This window comes from Hydrogenovibrio sp., from assembly GCF_049975065.1.
GTDB lineage: Bacteria > Pseudomonadota > Gammaproteobacteria > Thiomicrospirales > Thiomicrospiraceae > Hydrogenovibrio.
This window is the reverse complement of sequence record NZ_JBNGDN010000022.1, coordinates 1-24,566: the sequence shown is the minus strand read 5'-3', so window position 1 is coordinate 24,566 and position 24,566 is coordinate 1. Positions and strand designations below refer to the sequence as shown.

Here is a 24,566-nt window from a genome sequence, read left to right as displayed (position 1 = left end):
GTCTTGGAGTGGTTGGACAAGGAAACCGATGGTTCGTCTAAAAGCCCGTCCGAGACCTTTGATGTGATTTTCCTCGACCCGCCGTCCTTTTCGACCTCCAAACGGATGGAAGGCACCTTGGATATTCAGCGGGATCATGTGGACTTGATCGCTAAAACGTTAAGATTATTGGCACCCGGTGGGCATTTGGTGTTCTCGAACAATTTGCGCAAGTTCAAGCTGGATGCGGCGGCTTTTGCTGACGATTGGGCCATTGAAAACATCACCCAGCGCACCTTGCCGAAGGACTTTGCCCGCAATCCAAAAATCCACCAGGCCTGGGTGTTTTCGGCGAAATGAAGCCGCCTTCAAACCATTAATGATTAAGCGATAGGAAACCCGTATGGAACAGAGTATTCGATTCGACGAAGATTTGATTAAACGCTATAACCAGTCCGGACCGAGGTATACGTCCTATCCGACGGCGGTGCAGTTTGACGAATCCTTCGGCCTTCCCGAGTATCAGGCGGCGGCCGAGCGTAGTAATGCCTCGAACCGTAATCTGTCGCTGTATTTCCATATCCCGTTTTGCGATACAGTGTGTTTTTTCTGTGCCTGTAACAAGGTTTGGACGCGGGACCGCAGCAAAACCACGCCTTACCTGCAACGTTTGTATCGCGAAATCGAAATGCAATCCAAACTGTTCGACCCCAACCGTAAAGTGGATCAGTTGCATTGGGGTGGCGGCACACCGACCTTCATCAATATGGATGAAATGCGCGAATTGATGACGGTGACGCGCCAACACTTTAATCTCCACGACGATGATTCCGGCGAGTATTCGATTGAAATCGACCCACGCGAAGCGAATAAAGAATCCGTCAAACTGTTGCGAGACCTGGGCTTTAACCGTATGAGCCTTGGGGTGCAGGATTTTGACCCGAAAGTGCAGAAAGCGGTGAACCGCATTCAGACCGAAGCCCAAACCTTTGACGTGTTGGAAGGCGCGCGGGAAGCCGGGTTTATGTCGGTCAACGTGGATTTGATTTATGGCTTGCCGCATCAGACCGAAGCCGGGTTTATGGCGACCTTGGATAAGGTGTTGGCGGTGGAACCGGATCGTTTTTCGGTGTTCAACTACGCGCACATGCCGAGTATGTTCCCGACCCAAAAGAAAATGAACGAAGCCGATATGCCGTCGCCGGATGAAAAGCTGGCGATTTTGCATGCCACCACCAACCGGTTGTTGGAGGCGGGTTATGTGTACATCGGGATGGATCATTTTGCCAAACCGGACGACGAACTGGCGGTGGCGCAACGCAACGAAACCCTGTATCGCAATTTCCAAGGCTATTCCACCCACGCCGAATGCGACTTGATCGGCATGGGGGCGACCTCGATTTCGTTGATCAACAATACCTATGCGCAAAACTATAAATCGCTAAACGACTATTATGCGGCGATTGATGCCGGGCATTTGGCGGTGTTTCGCGGCGTGACCTTGACCGAAGACGATGAATTGAGACGGGATGTGATTACGCGTTTGATCAGCCACTTTCACTTGAATTTTGCCAAGGTCGAGCAGGCCTGGGGGATTGTGTTCAATGAGTATTTTGAACAGGCTTTGCCGAGGTTGGCACCGATGGTGGACGACGGTTTGATTGAGTTGACGGAAACGGATTTATACGTCACCGCCGCCGGGCGCTTGCTGATTCGCAATATCTGCATGGTGTTCGACGCCTATTTAAAACCGGATGCGCAAAACCGCTTTTCCAAAGTGATTTAATGCGAAAGGCGTTTGGATAGGGTGTGCCGTGCCTGATTCAGGTCGTCTTCGGTCATCTCCAGTGCTTTGACGGCATCCATTTCGACGGCTTCCAATTCGGTGTTGTGCAGGTCTTTTTTGTGCTCCAGCGTGAGGAAGTGCGCCAGTTCCAGCATCGCCGTCAGTTGGCGAATCAGCGGGTCTTTGATTCGGCAAAGCCCATCTTCATGGTGCAGCAAAATCGCTTTACAGACTTCATCCCGCAGCCCCCATTCCTTGGTCATGACATACCCCACCGCACTGTGGGTGGTGCCAAAGTGATCATACTCGTTTTGGTGCAGGCGATAGTAGTTCACCAAGCTGGAGACAAAGGTGGTGGGGTGGAGTTGATCCAGTTCGGCAAACAAAAAGGTGCCGATGTCGTGCACCAGCCCAAACATATAGGCTTCGGCACTGTTGAGCAGTTTGAGTTGTTTCGACAACACCACCAGGGTGTCGGCAATGACGATGCTGTGGTAGGACAGGCCATTCACCAGACTGGCGTCGAGCATTTTTTGAATCTGCACGCAGAATACATAATGTTTGATGTTTTTCAGTCCGAGAAAATCAATGGCGTTGTCGATGGACTGGATGCTTTTGGGGTGCGAACTTTTTTGACTGAGTTTATTCGCCAGACGCACCAGATCGCCCGCCAGACTGGGGCTGTGAGACACCAATTCTTTGATTTTAGCCGGTTCCGGAAAATCGTACAAATCCAGTAAATTACGCAGCTCCATCACTTCTTTCGGAACGGTGGCCACAGGGTGGTTTCGTAGCAGCTGGCGGGCGACATCAACTTGGTTTTTAAGAGACATGGTGTGAATTTCCGTTGGGTGTTTGAGTGTTGGCAATTAAAAAGGGTTCGATGGCGGTTAAAAAGCGCGCCAGAGCACCGGACTGGTTTTGAAAACATTGATAGGCGCTTTGTCCGGCCTCAAATTGCAAAACGGTGTTCTGCGCAAGGCGAATCAGCTGTTGTGCAAGGGCTGCGGCATTGTCCACCAAGGTGACCGCCTGGTCTTGCTGAAAAGTTTGGTAGAGGGCTTTGAGATTCTGGACATGAATGCCGGATACAATCGGTTTTTTCAGCGCCGCCGGTTCCAGCGGATTGTGCCCGCCGAAGGGCACCAAGCTGCCGCCGACAAAGGCCACATTGGCGACTTGGTACCAAAGCATCATTTCGCCAATGGTGTCGGCCAGATAAACCTGGGTGTCGGCGGTGACGGTATCGCCGCGTGAACGTATGGCGATTTTTAACTGAGATTGAGACAGCCGTTCCGCGACATCGTCAAAACGGTCGGTGTGACGCGGAGCGATGATCAGCAGTGCGTCCGGCTGTTCGTTAAGCAAGGTTCGATGGGCGCTGACGGCTAAGTCTTCTTCCGGGGTTTGTTCGGGCGGGACGGCACCGTGGGTGCTGGCCGCCACCCAGATAAAGCGATTTTTAGAATCGGCCGTGTTTCGCCAGGCCTGGGCATTTTCCGCCAGGCCTGGCGGAATGTCGATATCCGATTTTAAATTGCCCAGTTGTTGAATGCGTTGCGGTTCGGCGCCCAGTGCCAGCAGGTGCGCCGTGTCCATGTCGAACTGGCTGGCAATCAGTTGTGTTTGATTCAGCGCACGGCGAATCAAAGCGCCGCCCCATTTTCGGTAAGCATCAAAGGATTTTTCTTTCAGGCGAGCATTGGCCAGCACCAGCGGTATTTGACGCGCGTGGCAGGCCTGGTATAAATTCGGCCAGATTTCGGTTTCCACCATAATCACCAGTTTGGGAGCGATGTTATCCAGAAAACGTTGTACCGCTCCGGGATAATCGTATGGAATCATTTGATGCTGAACCGGCACCGGTGCGAAGCGTAGGGCTTGCTGCGCCCCTTGCGTTGAACCGCTGGTCACAGTGATGGGCAGGTTTGGATATTGTGCTTTCAGCTCCGTCAGAAGGGGGAAGATTGAGCGGGTTTCGCCGACGGAAACGGCGTGTATCCAAATGCCGCCTTTTTGAAATGATGGCGTGTTCCAGCCGAACCGGGCGCGAAAGCATTGCGGAATCGGCGCATAATCGTTTTCCTGACGAGCGAGTCTATCGGCTTTCCGGCAGCGCTTCCAGCCGGAATAGGCAATCAGTGGAAACGCCAAAAATAATAGAAGTCGGTAAAGCCAAAGTCCCATCGTCAGCCGTCGTTATCGGTTGAGGTCGTAAATTTGAATAACGCCGACAATGCGGTTTTGTTCCGATACCAGTAACGAGGTGATTTTTTGTTGCGTCATCATGTCTTCGGCATCGGATAAGCGCGCTTCCGCATCAATGGTTTTGGGGGCTCGTTTCATAATGTCGGCAGCGGTTTTTTGCATAAAGGTTTCAGGGCTTTCTTCCATTTGTCGGCGCAGGTCACCGTCGGTAATAATGCCTTCGCCGTTATTGACAATGCACAGTCCAAGACGTCCGTCGGTCATGGTGTGTATCACGTCTTTCATATTGGACTCGGCGGAGACAAAAGGCAGGTTCTCGGTTTTCATTTCATGTTTGACACGGGTCAAGAGTTTGCGTCCCAAGCTGCCGCCTGGGTGAAAACGGGCAAAATCTTGCGGTTGGAAATGACGCGCTTCCATCAGCGCCACCGCGAGTGCATCGCCCATCACCAGGGTGGCGGTGGTGGAGGACGTTGGAGCCAGTTGGTGCGGGCAGGCTTCTTGCGGTACGGCAATGTTCAAATGGCATTCGGCGTTTTTCGCCAGAGTGGATTCGGGGCGTCCGGTCATGGCAATGATGATGTTGCCGTTGTCTTTTAAAAACGGAATCAGCTTGATCACTTCGTCGGTTTCGCCGGAGTTGGAAATCGCCAAAAACACATCTTCAGGGGAAACCATCCCCAAATCGCCATGAAAGGCTTCGCCCGGGTGCATGAAAAAACAGGGGGTGCCAGTGCTGGCGAGGGTGGCCATGATTTTTTTACCGATGAGACCGGATTTGCCCATGCCGCAAATCACCAAGCGTCCGCTGGTGTTGAGAATGGCCGCAACACTTTTTTCAAAGTCGCTGTTCAGCAGTTGTTTGACGGAGTGAAGCGCTTCGGCTTCAATGTCGAAAACACGGCAAGCAATGTCAATGGCGCTCATGGAAATCCTTGTAACTGTATTTGTGATCAATTTAAAAGCATTCTAACCCGAATGGCGCTGCAATGGGTATCCGTCCGGGCGAGCAATCGGGTTAAAATTTGTAGCCCAAATGCAGGTTGTGGAAATCGGTGCCGGGGTTGGGCAACTCGATATTGGCATTGGAAATGTGCAAATAGCGATAGCCGATTTCAAACCGATCGCTTTCCACCCCTAAGCCGAGAAGGCTGCCGAACTGAAATTGAGTGGACTTGAATTCGTTCTCGATGGTGGCGCTGGAAAGGTATTGCGGGCCGCCGCCCAGCTCCAAGTAAGGGTTGTAGCGGCCGGCTTTCCACAGGTAATGAAAAACAGGGGTCAGGCCGACAATGTAGCCATTGGACTCGTCCGGGTCTTTGCGGGTGGAATACCAGTAGTTGGCATTGATTTCCCAGCGTCCGCCAATGCGAAAACGGGCGTTGTCGAACAGCGGTTCCTGCCAGTCGGCACCGAGTGCCAAACGGTTGTTTTGAATGGTGTCGTCTGCGCCGATGTCGTAACTGAGCGTCAGCTTGTCGGTGTTGAGGCTGGGGTTGAATGAGCAGGGTGCTTGACCCTCGTAGCAGGCATAACCGAGTGAGCCAATGGCTCCGATAATGGCGGCGTTCATCAGCCAATCGTTTGAGGTGTCGGCTTGGGGTTTTGAGCTTAGGGTTAATAACACCAGGCTCAGGCCGATCAAACGGTAAAAAAGTGGGGTGCGACTTGTTTGAAATGCGAACATTTAATTAGAATCCTGTTAGACTTTAACTAGGCCTCAGTGGAAGCCTTGCGGATGGGGTTGTACGAAAACTCAAAGCGACGGTTGAAATCGCTGACAAGTTCGATTTCCCAGTTTTGATTTCAATTCGGTTTGAAGTAACGTTCAAACTATGTTGGAACTTTGTTTCAAAAAATATTAAAAAATATTGCAATATTCTAGACCAATCAAATAATGAAAATGAACGATTTTTCCAAAACCCGCGTTTTAGTCGTCGGGGATGTGATGCTGGATCAGTACTGGTCCGGTCGTGCGGGGCGCATTTCACCTGAAGCGCCGGTGCCGGTGGTGAAAGTGGCGGATGAAGATGTCCGCGCTGGCGGGGCGGCGAATGTGGCCTTGAACATAGCCGCCCTCGGCGCGCAGGTTCGGTTGCTGGGCGTGGTGGGGCATGACCCTTTCGGTACTCAGTTGTCCCAGGTATTGGATGCGGCGCAGGTGCCCTACGATTGGGTGATTTCCGAGGCGGGCACGATTTGTAAGCTTCGAGTGTTGAGCCATCATCAACAGTTAATTCGAATGGATTTTGAAAACGCCGTGCCGGTTGCGGATTCGGAGGCGTTGGCGAAAAAGTTTGCCGATGCGGTTGCGGATTTTGATGTGGTGGTGGTGTCGGATTACGCCAAGGGCGCTTTGCAGTCGGTGGCAGCGATGATTGCCGCGGCGAAACGCCACTCGGTGCCGGTGTTGGTTGATCCGAAAGGCGACGATTTCAGCCGTTACCGAGGTGCGACGCTGGTGAAGCCGAATCAGGGTGAGTTCGAGCAGATTGTCGGCGCATGCGCCACGGAAGAAGCTCTGGTGGCACAGGCTCAATCCCTGATTGAACGGCTGGGGTTTGAAGCGCTTTTGGTGACGCGCAGCGAGCATGGCATGGCGTTGGTGGAAAAAAACCGCCCGCCTACTTTAATGACCTCCCGTGCGCAAGAAGTGTTTGATGTGACCGGTGCAGGCGATACGGTCATTGCGGCGCTGGCCACGGCGTTCGGCAGCGGCATGCATTGGCCGGAGGCGATGCGCATTGCCAATGAAGCCGCCGGAATTGTGGTTCGCAAAGTCGGCACCTCCATCGTCACTCGTGTCGAGTTGGAAGCGCAGCTCAATGCCGCCATGCGTCACAAGGCGTATGTGTCGATGTCGGAAGACGAGGTGACTTCGCTGATTCGCTTGGCGCAGCAGCAAGGGCATAAGGTGGTGTTTACCAACGGTTGCTTTGATCTGCTTCACAGTGGTCATGTGCGTTACCTGAACGAGGCGGCCAATCGCGGGGATCGGTTGATTGTCGGTGTCAATTCCGATGAATCGGTCAAGCGTTTGAAAGGGGAATCTCGCCCCATAGTGCCGCTGGAAGGTCGCATGGAATTGCTGTCCGCACTCAGTTGTGTGGATTGGGTGGTGCCGTTTTATGAGGATACCCCCGAGCGACTCATCTGCAAGCTGCTGCCCGATGTGCTCGTCAAAGGCGGTGATTATCGTCCCGAAGAAATTGCCGGTGCGCCATGTGTGTGGGACAACGGCGGTGAGGTGGCGGTGTTGTCGTTTTGGGACGGTTATTCCACCACGCGGATGGTGGATAAGATTCAAACCCCTGATTCGGTTTGAACCTCACGCGTTTTGTTGACTTGTCAATCATGGAAAGAATGTGAAATGAATTTAGAACGCGCTATGCAGGCGCATTATCAGGCCATAGAATCTGTAACCGAATCGTCACAGTTGCTGACGGAGCTGGTTGCTAAAATGACGGACGGACTCAAACAAGGGCATAAAGTGCTTTGGATGGGAAATGGCGGCAGTGCCGCCGATGCACAGCACATGGCCGCTGAACTGATGGTGCGTTATGTGAAAAACCGCGCCCCTCTGGCGTCCATTGCGCTGACAACGGATACGTCGATTTTGACGGCGCACACCAATGACTTCGAATTTGAAACGGTGTTCTCCCGTCAAATCGAAGGGTTGGCCAAGCCTGGCGATATTGTGATTGGTTTGACAACGTCCGGCCAAAGCGTCAATGTGGTGAAAGGAATGGAAGCGGCGCAACGACTGGGTTGCCTGACCGTGGCAATGACCGGTAAGCAGCCCACAGTGCTGGCGGAATTGGCGGATTTCTGTTTTCAAGTCAACTCGAATGAAACGGCGCGAATTCAGGAGGCACACAGTTTTATCAGTCATCTTTTGTGTGAAGGGTTGGACGCGGCGTTTGATTAATGAATTTAATAGATTAAATTTTAAGATGGGTTTATCGGGGGAAAAATGCCGAATATTCTAGCAGCCGATGTGGGTGCAACAAAGGTGCTGTTGCGTGCCATTGATGTGGGTCGCGACGTGATGTTGGCGGAAAAACGCTATTTGAGCGCGGATTTTCGTTCTCTGACCGACATGATTCAAACCTTTCAGAAAGCGTTTGATCTGCCATCGCTGGACGCGGCTTGCTTGGGCTTGCCCGGGCCGGTGGAAGGTCGCCGGGCGCAATTGACGAACTTGCCTTGGTCGGTGGATGCCGATGCGTTGGAGTCGGAGTGTGGCATTGGTCGTGTGGACATTATTAACGATTTTTATGCCGCTGCGCTCGGGGTGGACGAGCTTGAAGAGGCTGATCTGGTCTGTCTGCAGAAAGGTGAATTCAATCCGGATGGCAATCGTCTGGTCATTGGCGCGGGTTCTGGTTTGGGTGTGGCGCCGGTGAAGAATTGTAACGGGGCGTTTATTCCCCAGCCGTCAGAAGGAGGGCACGTGGATTTTGCCCCTTTGAATCTTGAGCAGGATAAGATTTTAACCTGGTTGCGCAATAAATGGTCGCACGTTTCGTACGAACGGTTGCTGTCCGGTGAAGGTTTGGAAACGCTGTATTTTTTTTACAGCCTTCAATCCCACGGGCACGGTAAACACGGCATCAATGCGTCGGAAATTCGCCAAGCGGCCTTGCAAGGTGAGCGTATTGCCATTCAGACACTGGACACGTTTGTGGAAATTTACGGTGCCTATATTGGTAATGCCGCGCTGATCTGGGAATGCCAAGCGGGTATTTATGTGGCAGGCGGCATTGCACCGAAAATTCAGGATTGGATGACGCAGCCGCGCTTTATTCACGCCTTTTTAAACAAAGGGCGCATGAAAAAGATCGTGGAAACCTTTCCGATTCATCTTGTGGTGAACGAGTCCGTCGGGTTGCTGGGCGCGGTGAAGCGCGCGCGATCTTTGGTGTCCTGAAACATTTCGAACCTATGCTGGGGCAGGGTATGCGTCTGCAGCTGGCTTAAATAACAACAACTTACCGACAGAGATTAAGGGTCGGTTGCATTACCGGAGGAGGTAACAAAGATGAAATATTACAGCGAAACAAAAACCGCGACCGACTTAACCCGAAAAACGCTGGCGCTGGTATTGGCCGGTGGCGAGGGCAGTCGCTTAAAGGAGTTGACTCAATGGCGCGCCAAGCCTGCGGTGCCATTCGGTGGCAAGTATCGCATTATTGATTTTGTTCTGTCGAACTGTGTGAATTCGGGCATTCGAAAAATTGGCGTCTTGACGCAATATAAATCGCATTCCTTGATTCGCCACATCCAACGTGCTTGGTCTTTCATGCGTTATGAGGTGGGTGAGTTTGTTGAATTGCTGCCGGCGCAGCAGCGAGTGCATAAAGGCTGGTATGAAGGTACGGCGGATGCTTTGTATCAGAATTTGGACATTCTCCGTCGCCATACGCCGGAATATGTGTTGGTGCTGGGCGGCGATCATATTTATTCAATGGATTACAGTAAGATGCTGTACGATCACGCTGAATCGGGTGCGGATGTGACCATTGGTTGTATCGAAGTGCCGCGCATGGACGCCACCGGTTTTGGGGTGATGTCGGTGAATGATGATTATGAAATTACCAAATTCACTGAAAAACCCGCCGACCCAGAGGCCATGCCTGGCAAGCCGGATAAAGCCTTGGCTTCCATGGGGATTTATGTGTTTTCCACGGAGTTCCTGTTCCAGAAGCTGATTGAGGATGCTGACAAAATTGGCTCGTCGCGTGATTTCGGCAAGGATATTATCCCATCGGTGATTGAAGGGTGGAATGTGCGTGCCTTTCCGTTCCAGGATGAAAATTCGGAGCCGGTTTATTGGCGTGACGTCGGCACCATCGAGTCTTACTGGAAAGCCAGTATGGATTTGTGCTCCATTACCCCAGAACTGAATTTGTACGATGAAAACTGGCCAATATGGACGTATCAGGCACAGATGCCGCCAGCCAAGTTTATTTTTGATGACGAGGGGCGTCGCGGCGAGGCGATTGACTCTCTGGTGGCGGGCGGTTGCATTATTTCCGGTGCGCGTATTAAACGTTCGGTCATTTCCAGTGGCGGGCGTATTCACAGTTACAGCCTGATTAAAGACTCGGTTTTATTGCCGCGAGTGGAAGTTCACCGAAACTGTCGCATTCAGAACGCCGTCGTGGACAAAGGTTGCATTATTCCCGAAGGCACCATTATCGGCGAAGATCGTGCCGAAGACGAAAGACGGTTTTATGTGGAGGAAGCGTCGGGCATTGTCTTGGTGACACCGGAAATGCTTGGTCAGAAGGTGCATGTGACGCGTTAGTTGCGTTACACTGTTCGTTCATTTAAACAATAAGCACTCAAATCAAGTATGGTTATGGAATTAAAAAAAATTAAGTTGGTTCTTTGTTGGCATATGCACCAGCCGCACTATCGGGATGGCTTGAATGGCGAATACCGATTGCCTTGGGTGTATTTGCATGCGATTAAGGATTACACCGATATGGTGTCGCACTTGGAGCGGCAGCCCCAGGCCAAGGTGGTGGTGAACTTTGCGCCGGTTTTGCTGGAGCAGCTATCCGACTATGCGCGTCAAATGCGCGCTTGGTTGAAAAACGGCACCCATGTGCAGGATGCGTTATTGAATTGGGTGTCGGGTGAGGCGCCGATTACCGATGACGTTGAGCAGCGACTTGAAATTATCCAGGCCTGTCAGAAAGCCTTTGCGCCCACGATGATTGATACCTTTCCGCCGTTTCGGCGTTTATTGGACATGTCCAATTGCGATGAAAAAACGCTGGCGGAAAATGCGCAGTGCCTTACCTACTTTAACGAGCAGTACTTTGTCGATATGTTGATGTGGTATCACCTCGCGTGGATGGGGCAAAGTCTGCGGCGTGAGGATAAGCGTGTTAAGCGTTTAATCGAAACTGGAATGCGTCAGGCGCATTTCACGTTGAGCGATCAAAGAACCATGGTTGAGGTCATTGCCGATGCCATCGAAGGGGTGGTGCCGCGTTATCGCCGATTGATGGAAGCTGGGCAGATTGAAATTTCCATGACGCCTTATGGTCACCCGATCGTACCCTTGCTAATTGATTTTAATAGCATGAAAGACGCGCAGCCGGAGGCGCCCATGCCCAAATCGGCCTGTTATCCGGATGGTTACGATCGTGCCAAGTGGCATATGGAGCATGGGTTTAAGGTGTTTAAATCGCATTTCGGAGTCAAGCCGCGAGGGATTTGGTTGTCGGAAGGGGCGGTCAGTCCGGCGGCGGTCGGTTTGCTGGATCATTACGAAATGGATTGGACGGCCTCCGGCGAAGGGGTGTGGCGTCATTCGTGCGAGGCGTCGCATTTGAATCACCATGATATTGTCTCTAAGCGCGCCCTCTATCAACCTTTGCAACATGCCACGCAAAACTGCGCCATGTTCTTTCGTGACGATGGCATGTCCGACCTGATTGGCTTTCAATACAAAGACTGGGCACCGCAGGATGCCGCCAATAATTTCGCCCATAATCTTCAAAACATTGCCAATGCGTTAGGCGATGATGTCGAAGATTATGTGGTGACGGTGGTGTTGGACGGTGAGAATGCTTGGGAATATTACCGCGACAATGCGTGTCATTTTTTGTCGGCACTCTACGACACTCTGACCAAACACCCTCAAGTGGAGATGACCACCTTTTCCGAGGTGCTTGACAGTGGTGTGCGCCCAAGGCATTTGCCGATGCTCAAAGCCGGCAGTTGGGTCTATGGTTCCTTTTCCACTTGGATTGGGGAGGCGGATAAAAATGCCGCTTGGGATTTGTTGGTGGCGGCGAAACAGACATTCGATAATGTGATGGCTTCCGGCAAACTGTCTAAAGACGAGGCACGCTTGGCCACAGAACAATTAGCGGTGTGCGAGGGGTCCGATTGGTTCTGGTGGTTTGGGGATTACAATCCGTCTGGCAGTGTGCGGGACTTTGATCAACTCTATCGACGCCACTTGCAAAAACTCTACAATTTATTGGGTGAAAAATCACCGGAAACGCTGACCATTCCGCTTTCGCACGGCGGTGGGGATATGGAAAACGCCGGTACCATGCGCCGCAACTGATGCGGTGTTTGCAGGATTAAAGGATTAATGACGATATGCGACAACGAAAAGCCGGTGTGCTCTTACACCCCACTTCGCTCCCTTCCGGTCGAATAGATGACCAGGCCTGGCAATTTTTAGACTGGATGGAACAGGCAGGGCTGCGGGTTTGGCAGATGCTGCCTTTGAGCGAACCCGTGCAAGGCTTGTCGCCTTACCAGAGTGTGTCGGCATTCGCCATGAATCCGGCGCTGTTGCCTGAGGACTGGGAGGCGCGGCTGGATGAAAAAGGCTATCGTCAATTTCTGGCCGATCCGCCGCATTGGTTGCAGAACTATGCGTTGTTTATGACGTTGCGCAATCATTTTAATCAAACCTCTTGGTCGCAATGGCCGACCGCTTATCGCAATCGTGGCAAGCAAGCCTTAGCGGATTTTGCTAAAACCCACGCAACCGAAGTCGATCACTTAAAACGCCAGCAATATATGTTGCGTAAAAACTGGATGGCGTTGAAAACGGCGGCCAATGCCAAAGGCATAGCCCTTTTTGGCGATATGCCGATTTTTGTGGCTTACGACAGTGCCGATGTTTGGGCCAATCCGCATCAATTCAAACTGGATGCAACCGGCCAACCGACTGTGGTCACCGGCGTGCCGCCGGATTATTTTTCCGAAACCGGTCAGCGTTGGGGGAACCCGCATTACGACTGGGAAGTGATGCAGGCGGACGGCTTTCAGTGGTGGTTGCAGCGCGTTCGTGGTGAACTGGAATTGTTCGATTTGATCCGTATCGATCATTTCCGGGGGTTGGAAGCCTGTTGGGAAATCGATGCCGCCGAAGAAACCGCCATGAACGGCCATTGGGTCAAGGTACCCGGTGCGGCCTTGTTGAAAACCTTGCAGGAAACCTTTGCGAAGTTGCCACTGGTGGCGGAAGATTTAGGCATCATTACCCCGGAAGTGGTGGCGTTGAAAGAGCAGTTTGATTTGCCGGGTATGTCGGTGCTACAGTTTGGCTTTAACGGCTTGCCGGATAATCCGCATTCGTTAAAAGAACAGGTGGAAAACTCTGTGGTCTACACTGGCACTCATGATAACGATACCTCCTTAGGTTGGTGGCAATCTTTGGAAACGGACGAGTATCGTCACTGGGTGCGCAAGCAGTTACCTGCCACGCAAGCCCCCATGCCTTGGCCACTGATTCAAGCGGCTTTTGAATCGGTGGCACATTTAGCGGTCATCCCCATGCAAGATTTTTTAGGATTAGACAATCACAGTCGCATGAATGTACCGGGCACTATGGATCACAACTGGCGGTGGCAGCTGAAAGCCCAGCAGTTGACGTCGGCGCTCGCGGCACAAGTCGCCGAGCTCGTCCACAAGACGCACCGATAGACTAGAATTAATCCAGAGCGAAAGCCGGAAAGGATAAATAATTAGATGACAACATTAATGGTTTCGCAAATTGATTTACAGCGTTTACAAGACGGTACCCATCATGACCCATTTCAGGTCTTGGGGGTGCATGAAAATGGCCAGACCTGGGTATTACGCGAATGGTTGCCCACCGCCGAAACGGCGGTTGTAAACGGTATTGAACTCAAGCGGGTAGAAGGTTCGGATCTGTTTTACGCCGAGTTGACCGCGCAAGCGGTAAAAACGTTGCCGACGCATTATGCGGTGGATTGGACAGAAGCGGACGGCTCTGAGCACAGCGCCGTTTCGCCTTATACCTTTTGGCCTCAGTTGGGTGAACTGGACTTGCACTTGTTTGCAGAAGGGCGTCACTGGCATATTTACGATCATTTGGGCGCGCAACCCAAAACGATTGAGGGTGTCTTGGGGGTGCAGTTTGCCGTTTGGGCACCTGGCGCGAATCGCGTATCGGTGATTGGTGACTTTAATGGTTGGAACGGCTTACGCCATCCGATGCGTACCAATGGCACTTCGGGTGTTTGGGAATTGTTTATTCCTGGGTTGCAGCCCGGCGATATTTACAAATTTGAAGTGCGCAATGCCGACACAGGTCATTCGCTGGTGAAAACCGACCCTTACGCACGCCAGATGGAGCTGCGTCCTAGAACCGGTTCCGTGGTGAATCAGTCGGACTATCAATGGCAGGATCAGGCGTGGATGACGGAGCGTGAACATTACAATTGGCGTCAGTCGCCCATTAATGTTTACGAAGTTCATCTGGGGTCTTGGCAGCGAGATGCCGAGGGGAATTTCTTAAATTACCGTGAAGTGGCGGATCGCTTGGTTGAATATGTGACCTGGATGGGCTACACCCACATTGAACTCTTGCCGATTACCGAACATCCATTGGATCAATCTTGGGGGTATCAGACATCGGGTTATTATGCGCCCACCAGTCGCTTTGGTTCACCGGATGATTTCCGTTATTTTGTGGATCTCTGTCACCAGCAGGGAATTGGTGTGTTTTTGGATTGGGTGCCGGCGCACTTTCCCAAGGATGAATTTGCCTTGGCGCGTTTTGACGGCACGGCCTTGTATGAACATGAAGACCCGCGTAAAGGCGAACATCGAGGTTGGGGGACTTATATCTTCAATTTTGGTCGCCATGAAGTCAGCAACTTCTTGCTGGCCAATGCGCTTTACTGGTTGAAAGAGTTTCATTTGGATGGTTTGCGCGTGGATGCGGTGGCGGCGATGTTGTATCTGGACTATTCGCGTGATGAGGGCGACTGGATTCCGAATGAATACGGCGGTCGTGAGAACCTAGAAGCAATTGAGTTTCTGAAAGTATTGAATACCGAGGTGCATTCTCAGTGTCCGGGCGCGGTGATGATGGCGGAAGAATCGACATCTTGGCCGATGGTCTCTCGCCCAACCTGGATGGGTGGCTTGGGCTTTTCCATGAAATGGAATATGGGCTGGATGAATGATTCGTTGGACTTTTTTGAAAAAGATCCCATTTACCGTCCCTATCATCACAACCAGCTGACGTTCAGCCAGATGTATGCCTATTCGGAAAACTTTATTTTGCCGCTGTCGCACGATGAAGTGGTGCACATGAAAAAGGCACTGGTGAGTAAAATGCCGGGAGACGATTGGCAGAAAATGGCCAATATGCGCTTGCTGATGGCTTATCAGACGTTAAATCCGGGCAAAAAGCTGCTGTTTATGGGCAGTGAGTTTGCTCAGTGGCACGAGTGGAATGATAATGCTGAACTGGATTGGTATCTCTGTGAGCAGGCGGCTCACCGTGGCGTGCAAACGCTGGTGCGTGACTTGAATCACCTCTATAAGCATGCTTCGGCGTTGCACGAACGTGATTTCGAATTCGAAGGGTTTCAGTGGGTGGACTGTCACGATTATGAACAGTCGGTGTTAAGTTTTATGCGCATTTCGGAAACGGAAAAGCTGATTTGCTTGTTTAATTTTACCCCGGTTCCCAGAGAGGATTATCGCATCGGTCTGCCGGAGCCCGGCCTTTACGAAGAGGTGATTAACACCGATTCCGAGCTTTACGGCGGCAGCAATCTGGGCAATGGCGGTGCGTTGCACACTGACGACCAGGCCTGGATGAATCTGCCTTACTCCACTTCCCTGACCTTGCCGCCTTTGGCCGCCGTGGTGTTGAAGCGGAAAAACGTTTGACGAAGCCTGAAATACTTTTTAACCCTTTTACGACAGGACACCAAGAGACAGCCCCATGAAAATATTGTTTGCAACTTCCGAAGCGCACCCTCTGATCAAAACCGGCGGATTGGCGGACGTTTCGGGCAGTTTACCGAATGCCTATCGCCGCTTGAAGCATCAGGTGCGTTTGGTTATTCCCGCTTACGGTGACATTTGGGAGACGGTTTCTCAGCCCGAGCAGATCGCCGACTTTATGGTCGCCGCCTGTGGCCGAGAGCTGCACGTGCGCTTGTTGAAAGCGAAAACTGAAGGCATTGATGTTCCGGTTTGGCTGGTGGACATCCCTGAATTATTTCATCGCCCCGGCAACCCTTATCTCGCGCCTGACGGCAAAGACTGGTGGGACAATGGCGAGCGTTTTGGCGTCTTTTCCAAAGCGGTTGTGGAAATTGCCATGAACCGTGTCGGCTTGGATTGGCAGCCGGATGTGGTGCAGGCCAATGACTGGCAAACCGGACTGGTTCCGGCGCTATTGACCCGTGAGTCACATCGACCTAAGACGTTATTCACCATTCACAATATGGCGTATGCCGGTTTATTCCCTCGGGGGCTGTTTGATGGCCTGCAACTTCCTTGGGAGTGGTGGGAGCCGCATTGGGGAATCGAATTCTACAACAATATGTCGATGCTAAAAGCCGGTATCCAGATGGCGGATTGGGTCACCACGGTCAGTCCGTCTTATGCGCGTGAGATCACTTACCCAGAATACGCTTATGGTCTGCAAGATCCTTTGATTCGTCGTGAATCGGAAGGGCGTTTAGTGGGGATCTTGAACGGTATTGACGGTGACGTGTGGAATCCAGCCATAGATCGTTTCATTGCCCGCAACTATTCGGCGGAAAAAGGACGGGTGGCCGCCAAAAAGCAGAACAAGAAAAATATGCTGGATTTCTGGGACATGCCGCCGGAGGTGCTGGAATCTGAGGATCCGGTGATAGGCCTGGTGGGACGTTTGGTGCCGCAAAAGGGCATTGATCTGGTGTTGGATGTGCTGCCGGAGCTGATCGAACAGACGCAGGCACGTTTTGTCATCGTTGGCAGTGGTGATAATCATTATGAGTATTTAATCAGTGAGCTGTCACAGCGTTATCCGCATAGGGTGTTGGTGTACATTGGGTATTCCGAATCCTTGGCGCACAAGGTGGAAGCCGGTGCCGACCTGTTTTTAATGCCGTCACGATTTGAGCCTTGCGGTTTGAATCAGATGTACAGTTTGATGTACGGTACCCCGCCGATTGTCCATGCGACCGGTGGATTGGCGGATACGGTTGTGAATGCGACTCAAGAAAACCTATCCGATGGAACCGCTACTGGGTTTGTCTTTTATGACCCAAGCCATCATGCGTTGAAGTCCACGATGATGCACGCACTTTATTTGTTTGGCAAAAAACGTACTTGGCAAAAGTTGCAAAAAACCGGAATGCAGCAGAATTTCAGTTGGGATCTCAGTGCAAAGCAATACCTGAATTTGTTTAAAAGTTAGAGCATCGATGCTTATCCCGTATTGATTAAATTTTGGAGTGGTTATGGCTAAGAAAAAACAGTTGGAAGCGGAAAATACACAGGATTCCCATATCTATGAATTATTGAAACAGATGGGGATGAAAGAAAAAGACATTGAAATTGATTTTGTGCACTATCTGTACAATATGCTCGGTCGCGATATTCATTCCGATGCATACTATCAATTCAAAGCCTTGTCTTATACGGTGCGTGATCGTTTGATGATGCGCTGGAAGGATACTTGGAAAGCCTATAATTGCTGTGACACCAAAAAAGCCTATTACTTGTCGATGGAGTTTCTGGTTGGGCGTTCTTTGTCGAATAATTTGCTCAACCTTGGCATCGATACCGCGGCTGAAAAAGCCATGTATCAACTGGGTGCCAACCTTGAAACCATTGAAGAGGCGGAAAAGGATGCCGGTCTTGGAAACGGTGGTCTGGGGCGTTTGGCCGCGTGTTTTATGGACTCTTGCGCCACGCTGGGGCTACCGGTATTGGGGTATGGGCTTCGTTATGAATACGGGATGTTTAAGCAGCTGATCAAAAACGGTTATCAGGTGGAAGAGCCGGATCACTGGCTTGGGTTCGGCTCTTATCCTTGGGAAATTCAGCGAACTGAGTACACACGGGTGATTAAGTTCGGCGGCCACAGCCGTCAGTTCACCGACCCGCATACCGGTGAACTCATCGTTCACTGGGAGGATGCGGAAGAAGTCTTTGCCGTGCCGTTTGATGTTCCGATTGCCGGTTATCAGAACGGTGTGGTCAACACCCTACGCTTGTGGTCGGCGGAAGCCACCGAAGGGTTTAATCTTTCCGAGTTTAACCAGGGTTCTTATTTCGAAGCGGTTTCCGGTAAGAGTGAAGCGGAAAACATTACCATGGTGCTTTATCCGAACGACAGCAGTGAAAACGGTAAAGAATTGCGTTTGCGCCAGCAGTATTTCCTGGTGTCGGCTTCCTTGCAAGACGTGGTGGCGCAATGGGTTCAGAAAAATGGTGAGGATTTCAGCCACTTTTCCGAGCAGAATGTGTTTCAGCTCAATGATACCCACCCGAGTTTGGCGGTGGCGGAACTGATGCGCATTTTAATTGACGATCATAAAATGCATTGGGATCAGGCCTGGTCAATTGTGTCTAAATCCATGGCGTATACCAACCACACCCTTTTGCCGGAAGCCCTTGAGCGTTGGTCGGTGCCTTTGTTCCAGAAGTTGCTGCCGCGCGTCTTGGAAATTATCTACGAAATTAATGCCCGTTTCATGAAGCAGGTGGCCATGAAATGGCCGGGTGATGTTCAGCGTCAAAGACGGATGTCGATTATCGATGAACATAATTATGTGTGCATGGCGTATTTGGCGATTGTGGGCAGCTTCTCAATCAATGGCGTGGCCGCATTGCATTCTCGCCTACTCAAAGAAGGTCTGTTCAATGACTTCTATCAGCTGTGGCCGGACCGGTTTAATAACAAAACCAATGGGGTGACGCAGCGTCGTTGGATGGCCAGTTCCAACCCGAGTTTAAAGGCCTTGTTGAACGAGAAAATCGGCGATGAATGGATTACCGATTTATCGCAATTAAGCAAAATCGAAAAATTTGTGGACGATAAGCCGTTTCGCCAGGCCTGGATGGCGGTGAAGCGCCAAAACAAACAGCGATTGGCGGATCTGGTGGAAAAAGAAACCGGCGTTAAATTCGATGTGACCTCCTTGTTTGACGTTCAGGTAAAACGCATTCACGAATACAAGCGTCAGCTGCTGAATATTCTGCACGTGATTCATCTTTATGCCCGCATTAAACGAGGCGACACGGAAAACTGGACCAATCGCAGCGTGATTATCGGCGGTAAAGCTGCACCTGGCTATTCCATGGCGAAAAAAATCATTAAGCTGGTCAACAGTGTGGCCGAAGTTGTCAATTGCGACCCGGATGTCGGTGACAAATTAAAGCTGGCATTTATTCCGAATTATAATGTGTCGGCCATGGAAATCATTGCCCCAGGTACGGATCTGTCCGAGCAGATTTCCACCGCCGGTAAAGAAGCTTCCGGCACCGGGAACATGAAGTTTATGATGAACGGCGCCGTGACCATCGGAACCCTAGACGGAGCCAATGTTGAAATTCTGGAAGCCGTGGGGGAAGAAAACTTCTTCTTGTTTGGCTTGAAAACGCCGGAAGTGGCGGAATTGCGTCCGCATTACCATCCACAAGGCTTTATTGATACCGACAGCGATTTGCAGGATGTGTTCCGCCTGCTGGAAGCCGGACACTTTAATCAGCTGGAGCCGGGTATTTTCGATGGGATAATCAACAGCCTCAAAAACCCGAACGACAGTTGGATGACCTTGGCGGACTTCCGAAGCTATGTGAATGCTCAGGAGGAAGTGGCTTTGGCGTTCCAGAATCACAGTCGCTGGAACACCATGAGCATTATTAATTCGGCGCGCAGCGGTATTTTCTCCACCGACCGCACCATGCAGGAATACAATCAGGATATCTGGAAACTGAAACCGATTAAAATGCAATAAACCCTCTGCAGTTCCTCAAGGCGGTAACATAGCCCATCCGCATTTGACCAGATCCAGTCAAATGCGGATGGGCTTTTTTTGTTGCCAGAGCGGCTGTGATGGAACAGCGGTTTGACAAAAACACGCACAGCGCTTATTGTTTTAAAATTAAAACGTTTTGCATTCGGGGTACAAGACGCGTTGAGCGTTTCGAACGCCTTATCGAAGCGGCGTCAAGTGTCAATGTAATGGATGGATTTATGGAAACTCTGCTGGAAGCTGTGACCTCGGTTTCGATTTGGATGCGTCCGCACCTGCCGGAAATCGGTTTGTCGATATTAGCCACCTTATTGATTATTTTCGGACAGAGCATTATGAGTTTTGTCCGTCAACAGATTGGGGCTTTAAACCTGATGCTGAAGTTGATTTTATTTGGCGTGATCGCCGCTTTCGGGTTGATATTTATCACGTCACAGCTCACACCCTGGTTAATGACGTATCTGGCGCAGTTGCCAGATGTGTGGTTGTCACCGGTCATCGTGTTGCTGTTTCTGGGCATCGGCTGGTTGGCGCATCGAAGAGGCAACCTCTAGGGTGGACTCTTCACACTACATAACACAAGACGGTTTTTATCGACTGTCTGCCGAATTAAGCCAGCTTTGGAAGGTGAAACGCCCCGAAATCGTTCGCGCCATTGCCACGGCTGCGGCCGAGGGTGATCGTTCGGAAAATGCGGAATACATCTACCGGAAAAAAGAATTGCGCGAAACCGATCGCAAAATCCGTTATCTGGAGCGTCATTTGAAAGACATTCAGGTGGTGCGCGATAAGCCACGCCGTCAGGATAAAGTGTATTTCGGCGCTTACGTGGTGTTGACCGATGCACTGGGTGAAAGCGTGCGTTATCGTCTTGTTGGCGGCTTGGAAGCACGCCTGGCGGAAAATGAAATTTCAGTGGCCTCACCGGTAGGCCAAGCAGTGCTGGGTAAAACCTTGGATGAAGCTGTCACGGTGACACGGCCGGATGGCACGCGCAAGAACTATACAATCGTTGAGATTACTTATTGAATAACGTTGTTTGAATGCTCTAATTGGGTCGTTTAAACCGCTTTAACTATGGGAAGGCACACATGAAAAAATTACGCATGGCAGGAGTGTTGTTATTAAGCGCTCAAATGAGTGCTTGCAGTCTGTTTGACAGCAAGAGCGAGGAGGTTCAGCCGTCGGTTCCGCTGGAAGTGGTGGATTGTGTTTATCCCGGTACGGATGATGAAGCCCCCGGCTGGATTTGTGACCAACCGGTGACGGGCATTGCCATCAGTGCAGTGGGCATCGCTGAGCCTTCGCGAGCGGGTATCGGCTTTATGAAAGACATGGCGGCTGCGGATGGGCGTGGACGTTTGGCCGAGCAGGTCAAAGTTCAAGTGCAGAAAATGGTGAAGCAGTATTTGGGCACCACCGGCGTGGCCGACAGTGAAACGGTGGATGCGGCCGCGAGTTCGACCCTAAAGACCATTACCAATCAAAGCTTGGTCGGCTCGAAGGTGTATCAGACACGCCTCGGGCCAAACGGTCGTTTATATTCGCTGGTCGGTATGGATAAAGCCACCCAGGATAAAGTGGTTGAAACAGCCGTGCGCACCTCCATGAACAATGACCAAGCTTTGTGGCAGCAGTTCCAGTCGAAACAGAGTTTCGACGAAATGGCCAAAGACATTGCGAACCAAAACGTGCAGTGATGAGATGTGCTTTTTGGTCAGGTATTTGCTTGCGCAAAAGTCATTTATCAAATAAGAGGGGCTGGCAATGGGATGGGTGATTAAAGATCATTATGAGGATGAATACGATTTTGAAGTGGATCGTATGAATTTGGAAGCGTTGGACATCACCGCGTTTTCTTGCCCGAAGCTGCGCATTATCGAGGTGCCGGTGGATGAGTCGGATCTGGAGACGCTGGAGCAAGTTTACGAGGTGTTGTTTCCCGGTTTGTTTGAAGATATGACCGACATGCTTGAACGTGAGACTGAGCGGGATCCTTATCGGGTGCGTTATTATTATCGGGTGCGCAAGTCCGATTCGGGGCAGCTGTAGCCCAAAATGTCTGTTCGCGTCATACAATTGTAAAAAAGGTTTAATTTCAAGGCGTTGTGATTTTTTTGAGGCGCTAAAATGGTGCAACGCCTTGCTTTGGCAGAAGAATCCGGTTATAATATTGTCAATTTAGTAACCCAAGCAGGTTAAGTCATTTTATTATCAGTTGTATTTAATACACTGTCATTTGCGTTTAGGCGCTGCACTTTTTCGGACCCTTCTCTCATAAAAGGGTCAAGTCTAATCCAAAGGATCAGTCCTGAGGACCCAATCGTATCTTTTTACTCATGCGAGTCTTTTCCCTTTTCGGAAAACATTGGCTTTGAGTTCAACGCTTCTAAACCATTGAATCGCCCTTTCGATTTTTATAGAAAGCACGATAGAGCTTGGTCGTCTAATTTTAATCCATTAGATTTCAATCAATCAGAGACTCAGATAACAAGACTATGAACACTCAAACATCGAACGCAACAGTCACTTTCAGAAAACCGGTTCTGAAAGACGGTTTGTCAATTTACCAGCTCATCCAAGCGTCACCGCCGCTGGATGTGAATTCAAGTTACTTGTATTTTTTACAGGCCTCTCATTTCGCCGATACCTGTGTGGTGGCCGAGTATGAGGGGAATATCGCCGGGTTTATTTCCGCTTATTATCGGCCAGATGTGCCGGGCAGCCTGTTTGTGTGGCAGGTCGCCGTTTCGGATTCGCTTCGCGGTCAAGGCATGGCTAAACGCTTGTTGAGTGCTTTAATTCAACAGCAGCCGCCGGAGAGCATTCGCCAGTTGTGCTGCACCATCGGCCCCTCGAACCAAGCATCGCAAGGGTTGTTTAAATCCTTTGCCAAACAGCATGGCCTCACCCTTCAGGTCGAACCCTTTATTACCGAAGCGGATTTTGGTGACCTGGGACATGAAGCCGAAGAGTTGTATCGTTTGCAGCCGGAATCCGGCGATTGCATTCGATTGGTCTCTTGAGCGGAAGGACAGACTTACAAACAAAGGTGTGGTCCCGTCAGCGGCGAGAATCGCCAGACTCGAACCAACCATTTTTTACAATTTACCTGAGAGGAAATTTATATGTCATTAGGCACATTTAACAAATACGAATCGGAAGTGCGTGGTTATATTCGTTCGTTTCCGACGATTTTCGATAAATCTAAAATGGCCGAAATCTGGGATGTGGACGGCAAACGTTACATCGACTTCTTTGCCGGTGCCGGTGCTCTGAACTACGGCCACAATAATCCGGACATTAATGAGGCCTTAATCGAATATTTGAAGAACGATGGCATTGGTCATGCGTTGGACATGGGAACGGTTGCGAAGAAAGACTTTATCGAAAGCTTTGTGTACAACGTACTGGAGCCGCGCAACATGGAATATAAACTCCAGTTTGTCGGTCCAACCGGAACCAATGCCATTGAAACGGCCTTGAAAATTGCCCGTAAGGTCAAAGGGCGTAAGCAAGTGATGTCCTTTACCAATGGTTTCCACGGGATGTCCATGGGCTCCTTGAGCATCACTGGTAACAGTTATTACCACGATGAAAGCTATGGCGTGCCGGGCTACACCACTCAGGTGCCGTTCCATAAATATTTGGGCGACAAGGTCGATACCATCGCTTATCTGCGCAAGATTTTGGAAGATACCTCCAGTGGCACAGAATTGCCAGCGGCGATTGTATTAGAGACCATCCAGGCAGAAGGTGGCATTAATGTTTCCGGTGAGCAGTGGCTGCGCGATCTGTGTCAAATCTGTGACGATTTCGACATTTTGATGGTGGCGGATGAAATTCAGGTGGGTAATGGTCGTTCCGGCGATTTCTTCAGTTTCGAACGTGCGGGCATTCAGCCGGACATTATCACCCTGTCGAAATCGATTGGTGCCGGTCAGCCGATGGCTTTGGTGTTATTGAAGCCGGAGCTGGATCAGTGGAGCCCGGGTGAACATTCGGGAACTTTCCGTGGGAATAATTTGGCGTTTGTGTCTTCCAGCGTGGCTTTGAAAAAATATTGGTCGGACGACAGCTTTTCAAAAGAAGTGAAGGTGAACTCGGCTCTTGTGCAAGCCCGCATGGAAAAGCTGGCGCTGCGTTTCCCGCAGCATGTGCGCGAAATACGCGGACATGGCATGATCTGGGGCGCGGAGTTCAAAAACCCAGAAATCACCTCAAAAGTGTGTTCGCAAGCCTTTGAAGATGGTTTGGTTATTGAAACCGCCGGTGCCGGTGATGAAGTCATCAAGTTCCTAGGGCCGCTCGTCATTACGGAAGAGTTGATTCATGAAGGGTTTGATATTTTGGAAAACGCGGTGGAAAAAGTCGGATAAAAGAGCCGTCTAAGCCCGATGAAATGATAAGGAAGTAGCATGATTGTACGAAATTTATATGATGATATTATCGGCACCGATGCGGATGTCGATTCCAAGCAATGGACCAGTCGTCGCCTGTTGTTGGCGAAAGACGGTATGGGGTTTTCGTTGCACGACACCTTGATTAAAGAAGGTGAAGAGCTGCACCTCTGGTATAAAAATCACCTGGAAGCAGTTTATTGCATTGAAGGTGAAGGCGAAATTGAAGAGAAGAAAAACGGCCAGGTGCACGCCATCCGTGAGGGAACGGTTTATGCCTTGAACGAACACGATCAGCATATTCTGAAGGCCAATAAAGGGTCTCAAATGCGCATGGTCTGTGTGTTTAACCCGCCAGTGACCGGGCGCGAAACCCACGACAAAGACGGTTCCTACGAATTGCCTAAGGAC

Annotated in this window: 21 protein-coding genes and 1 pseudogene; 18 read left to right on the top strand and 4 right to left on the bottom strand. The window is 50.8% G+C overall.

Translation table 11 applies throughout. From position 1 onward, the window contains the following. A pseudogene (locus ACP5D0_RS04445) lies at positions 1-339 on the top strand (bifunctional 23S rRNA (guanine(2069)-N(7))-methyltransferase RlmK/23S rRNA (guanine(2445)-N(2))-methyltransferase RlmL); the annotation flags it as partial. Positions 340-382: 43 nt separating this feature from the next. Beyond that, positions 383-1,765 (top strand): oxygen-independent coproporphyrinogen III oxidase, encoded by a 1,383-nt coding sequence (gene hemN, locus ACP5D0_RS04440; protein WP_472364384.1) that lies wholly within the window; start codon positions 383-385, stop codon positions 1,763-1,765. On the opposite strand, the gene ACP5D0_RS04435 is transcribed toward hemN, so the two are convergent. The 4 genes from ACP5D0_RS04435 to ACP5D0_RS04420 all read right to left on the bottom strand — a co-directional run bounded on the left by ACP5D0_RS04435 (position 1,762) and on the right by ACP5D0_RS04420 (position 5,660). Further along, entirely contained in the window at positions 1,762-2,598 is an 837-nt protein-coding gene (locus ACP5D0_RS04435) for an HDOD domain-containing protein (RefSeq protein ID WP_472364383.1), read from the bottom strand. The two genes, hemN and ACP5D0_RS04435, sit on opposite strands and share 4 nt — an antisense overlap. Next, positions 2,588-3,952 (bottom strand): 3-deoxy-D-manno-octulosonic acid transferase, encoded by a 1,365-nt coding sequence (locus tag ACP5D0_RS04430; RefSeq protein ID WP_472364382.1) that lies wholly within the window; start codon positions 3,950-3,952, stop codon positions 2,588-2,590. Before ACP5D0_RS04430 ends, ACP5D0_RS04435 begins: the two co-directional genes overlap by 11 nt. 12 nt (positions 3,953-3,964) lie before the next feature. Then, positions 3,965-4,900 (bottom strand): KpsF/GutQ family sugar-phosphate isomerase, encoded by a 936-nt coding sequence (locus tag ACP5D0_RS04425; RefSeq protein ID WP_472364381.1) that lies wholly within the window; start codon positions 4,898-4,900, stop codon positions 3,965-3,967. 91 nt (positions 4,901-4,991) lie between these two features. Further along, the gene (locus tag ACP5D0_RS04420; protein WP_472364380.1) at positions 4,992-5,660 is read right to left on the bottom strand and encodes an acyloxyacyl hydrolase; all 669 of its coding nucleotides are present in this window, start codon (positions 5,658-5,660) and stop codon (positions 4,992-4,994) included. Between the two features lie 210 nt (positions 5,661-5,870). Between ACP5D0_RS04420 and hldE the strand changes: the two genes are divergently transcribed. From hldE to ACP5D0_RS04340, 16 genes are all read left to right on the top strand, one after another. After that, positions 5,871-7,298, top strand: a complete 1,428-nt coding sequence (hldE, locus tag ACP5D0_RS04415) for a bifunctional D-glycero-beta-D-manno-heptose-7-phosphate kinase/D-glycero-beta-D-manno-heptose 1-phosphate adenylyltransferase HldE (RefSeq protein ID WP_472364379.1) — start codon at positions 5,871-5,873, stop codon at positions 7,296-7,298. Between the two features lie 45 nt (positions 7,299-7,343). After that, positions 7,344-7,901 (top strand): D-sedoheptulose-7-phosphate isomerase, encoded by a 558-nt coding sequence (locus tag ACP5D0_RS04410; RefSeq protein WP_472364378.1) that lies wholly within the window; start codon positions 7,344-7,346, stop codon positions 7,899-7,901. Between the two features lie 45 nt (positions 7,902-7,946). Beyond that, complete coding sequence (gene glk, locus ACP5D0_RS04405) at positions 7,947-8,903, top strand: glucokinase (protein ID WP_472364377.1); 957 nt, start codon at positions 7,947-7,949, stop codon at positions 8,901-8,903. 111 nt (positions 8,904-9,014) lie between these two features. Continuing rightward, positions 9,015-10,283, top strand: coding sequence for a glucose-1-phosphate adenylyltransferase (gene glgC, locus ACP5D0_RS04400; protein WP_472364375.1), 1,269 nt, complete (start codon positions 9,015-9,017; stop codon positions 10,281-10,283). A gap of 54 nt (positions 10,284-10,337) precedes the next feature. Next, positions 10,338-12,065 carry a glycoside hydrolase family 57 protein gene (locus ACP5D0_RS04395; protein ID WP_472364374.1) on the top strand — a complete coding sequence of 576 codons (1,728 nt, stop codon included), beginning with the start codon at positions 10,338-10,340 and terminating at the stop codon, positions 12,063-12,065. Between the two features lie 35 nt (positions 12,066-12,100). After that, the gene (malQ, locus tag ACP5D0_RS04390) at positions 12,101-13,438 is read left to right on the top strand and encodes a 4-alpha-glucanotransferase (RefSeq protein ID WP_472364373.1); all 1,338 of its coding nucleotides are present in this window, start codon (positions 12,101-12,103) and stop codon (positions 13,436-13,438) included. Positions 13,439-13,483: 45 nt separating this feature from the next. Continuing rightward, on the top strand, positions 13,484-15,664 hold the full coding sequence (gene glgB, locus ACP5D0_RS04385; RefSeq protein WP_472364372.1) for a 1,4-alpha-glucan branching protein GlgB: 2,181 nt from the start codon (positions 13,484-13,486) through the stop codon (positions 15,662-15,664). A 55-nt stretch (positions 15,665-15,719) separates the two neighbouring features. Next, positions 15,720-17,189, top strand: a complete 1,470-nt coding sequence (gene glgA / locus ACP5D0_RS04380) for a glycogen synthase GlgA (RefSeq protein ID WP_472364370.1) — start codon at positions 15,720-15,722, stop codon at positions 17,187-17,189. A gap of 112 nt (positions 17,190-17,301) precedes the next feature. Continuing rightward, positions 17,302-19,737, top strand: coding sequence for a glycogen/starch/alpha-glucan phosphorylase (locus ACP5D0_RS04375; RefSeq protein ID WP_472364385.1), 2,436 nt, complete (start codon positions 17,302-17,304; stop codon positions 19,735-19,737). 239 nt (positions 19,738-19,976) lie between these two features. Next, complete coding sequence (locus ACP5D0_RS04370; protein ID WP_472364369.1) at positions 19,977-20,309, top strand: DUF3392 family protein; 333 nt, start codon at positions 19,977-19,979, stop codon at positions 20,307-20,309. A 1-nt stretch (position 20,310) separates the two neighbouring features. Next, positions 20,311-20,784 (top strand): GreA/GreB family elongation factor, encoded by a 474-nt coding sequence (locus tag ACP5D0_RS04365; RefSeq protein ID WP_472364368.1) that lies wholly within the window; start codon positions 20,311-20,313, stop codon positions 20,782-20,784. 62 nt (positions 20,785-20,846) lie between these two features. Next, complete coding sequence (locus ACP5D0_RS04360; RefSeq protein WP_472364367.1) at positions 20,847-21,455, top strand: LPP20 family lipoprotein; 609 nt, start codon at positions 20,847-20,849, stop codon at positions 21,453-21,455. A gap of 67 nt (positions 21,456-21,522) precedes the next feature. Then, entirely contained in the window at positions 21,523-21,807 is a 285-nt protein-coding gene (locus ACP5D0_RS04355; protein WP_472364366.1) for a hypothetical protein, read from the top strand. A gap of 446 nt (positions 21,808-22,253) precedes the next feature. Next, entirely contained in the window at positions 22,254-22,781 is a 528-nt protein-coding gene (ectA, locus tag ACP5D0_RS04350) for a diaminobutyrate acetyltransferase (RefSeq protein WP_472364365.1), read from the top strand. Positions 22,782-22,883: 102 nt separating this feature from the next. After that, the gene (ectB, locus tag ACP5D0_RS04345; RefSeq protein WP_472364364.1) at positions 22,884-24,134 is read left to right on the top strand and encodes a diaminobutyrate--2-oxoglutarate transaminase; all 1,251 of its coding nucleotides are present in this window, start codon (positions 22,884-22,886) and stop codon (positions 24,132-24,134) included. Positions 24,135-24,173: 39 nt separating this feature from the next. Beyond that, positions 24,174-24,566: ectoine synthase (locus ACP5D0_RS04340; protein WP_472364363.1), on the top strand; the 393-nt coding region annotated here is incomplete at its 3' end.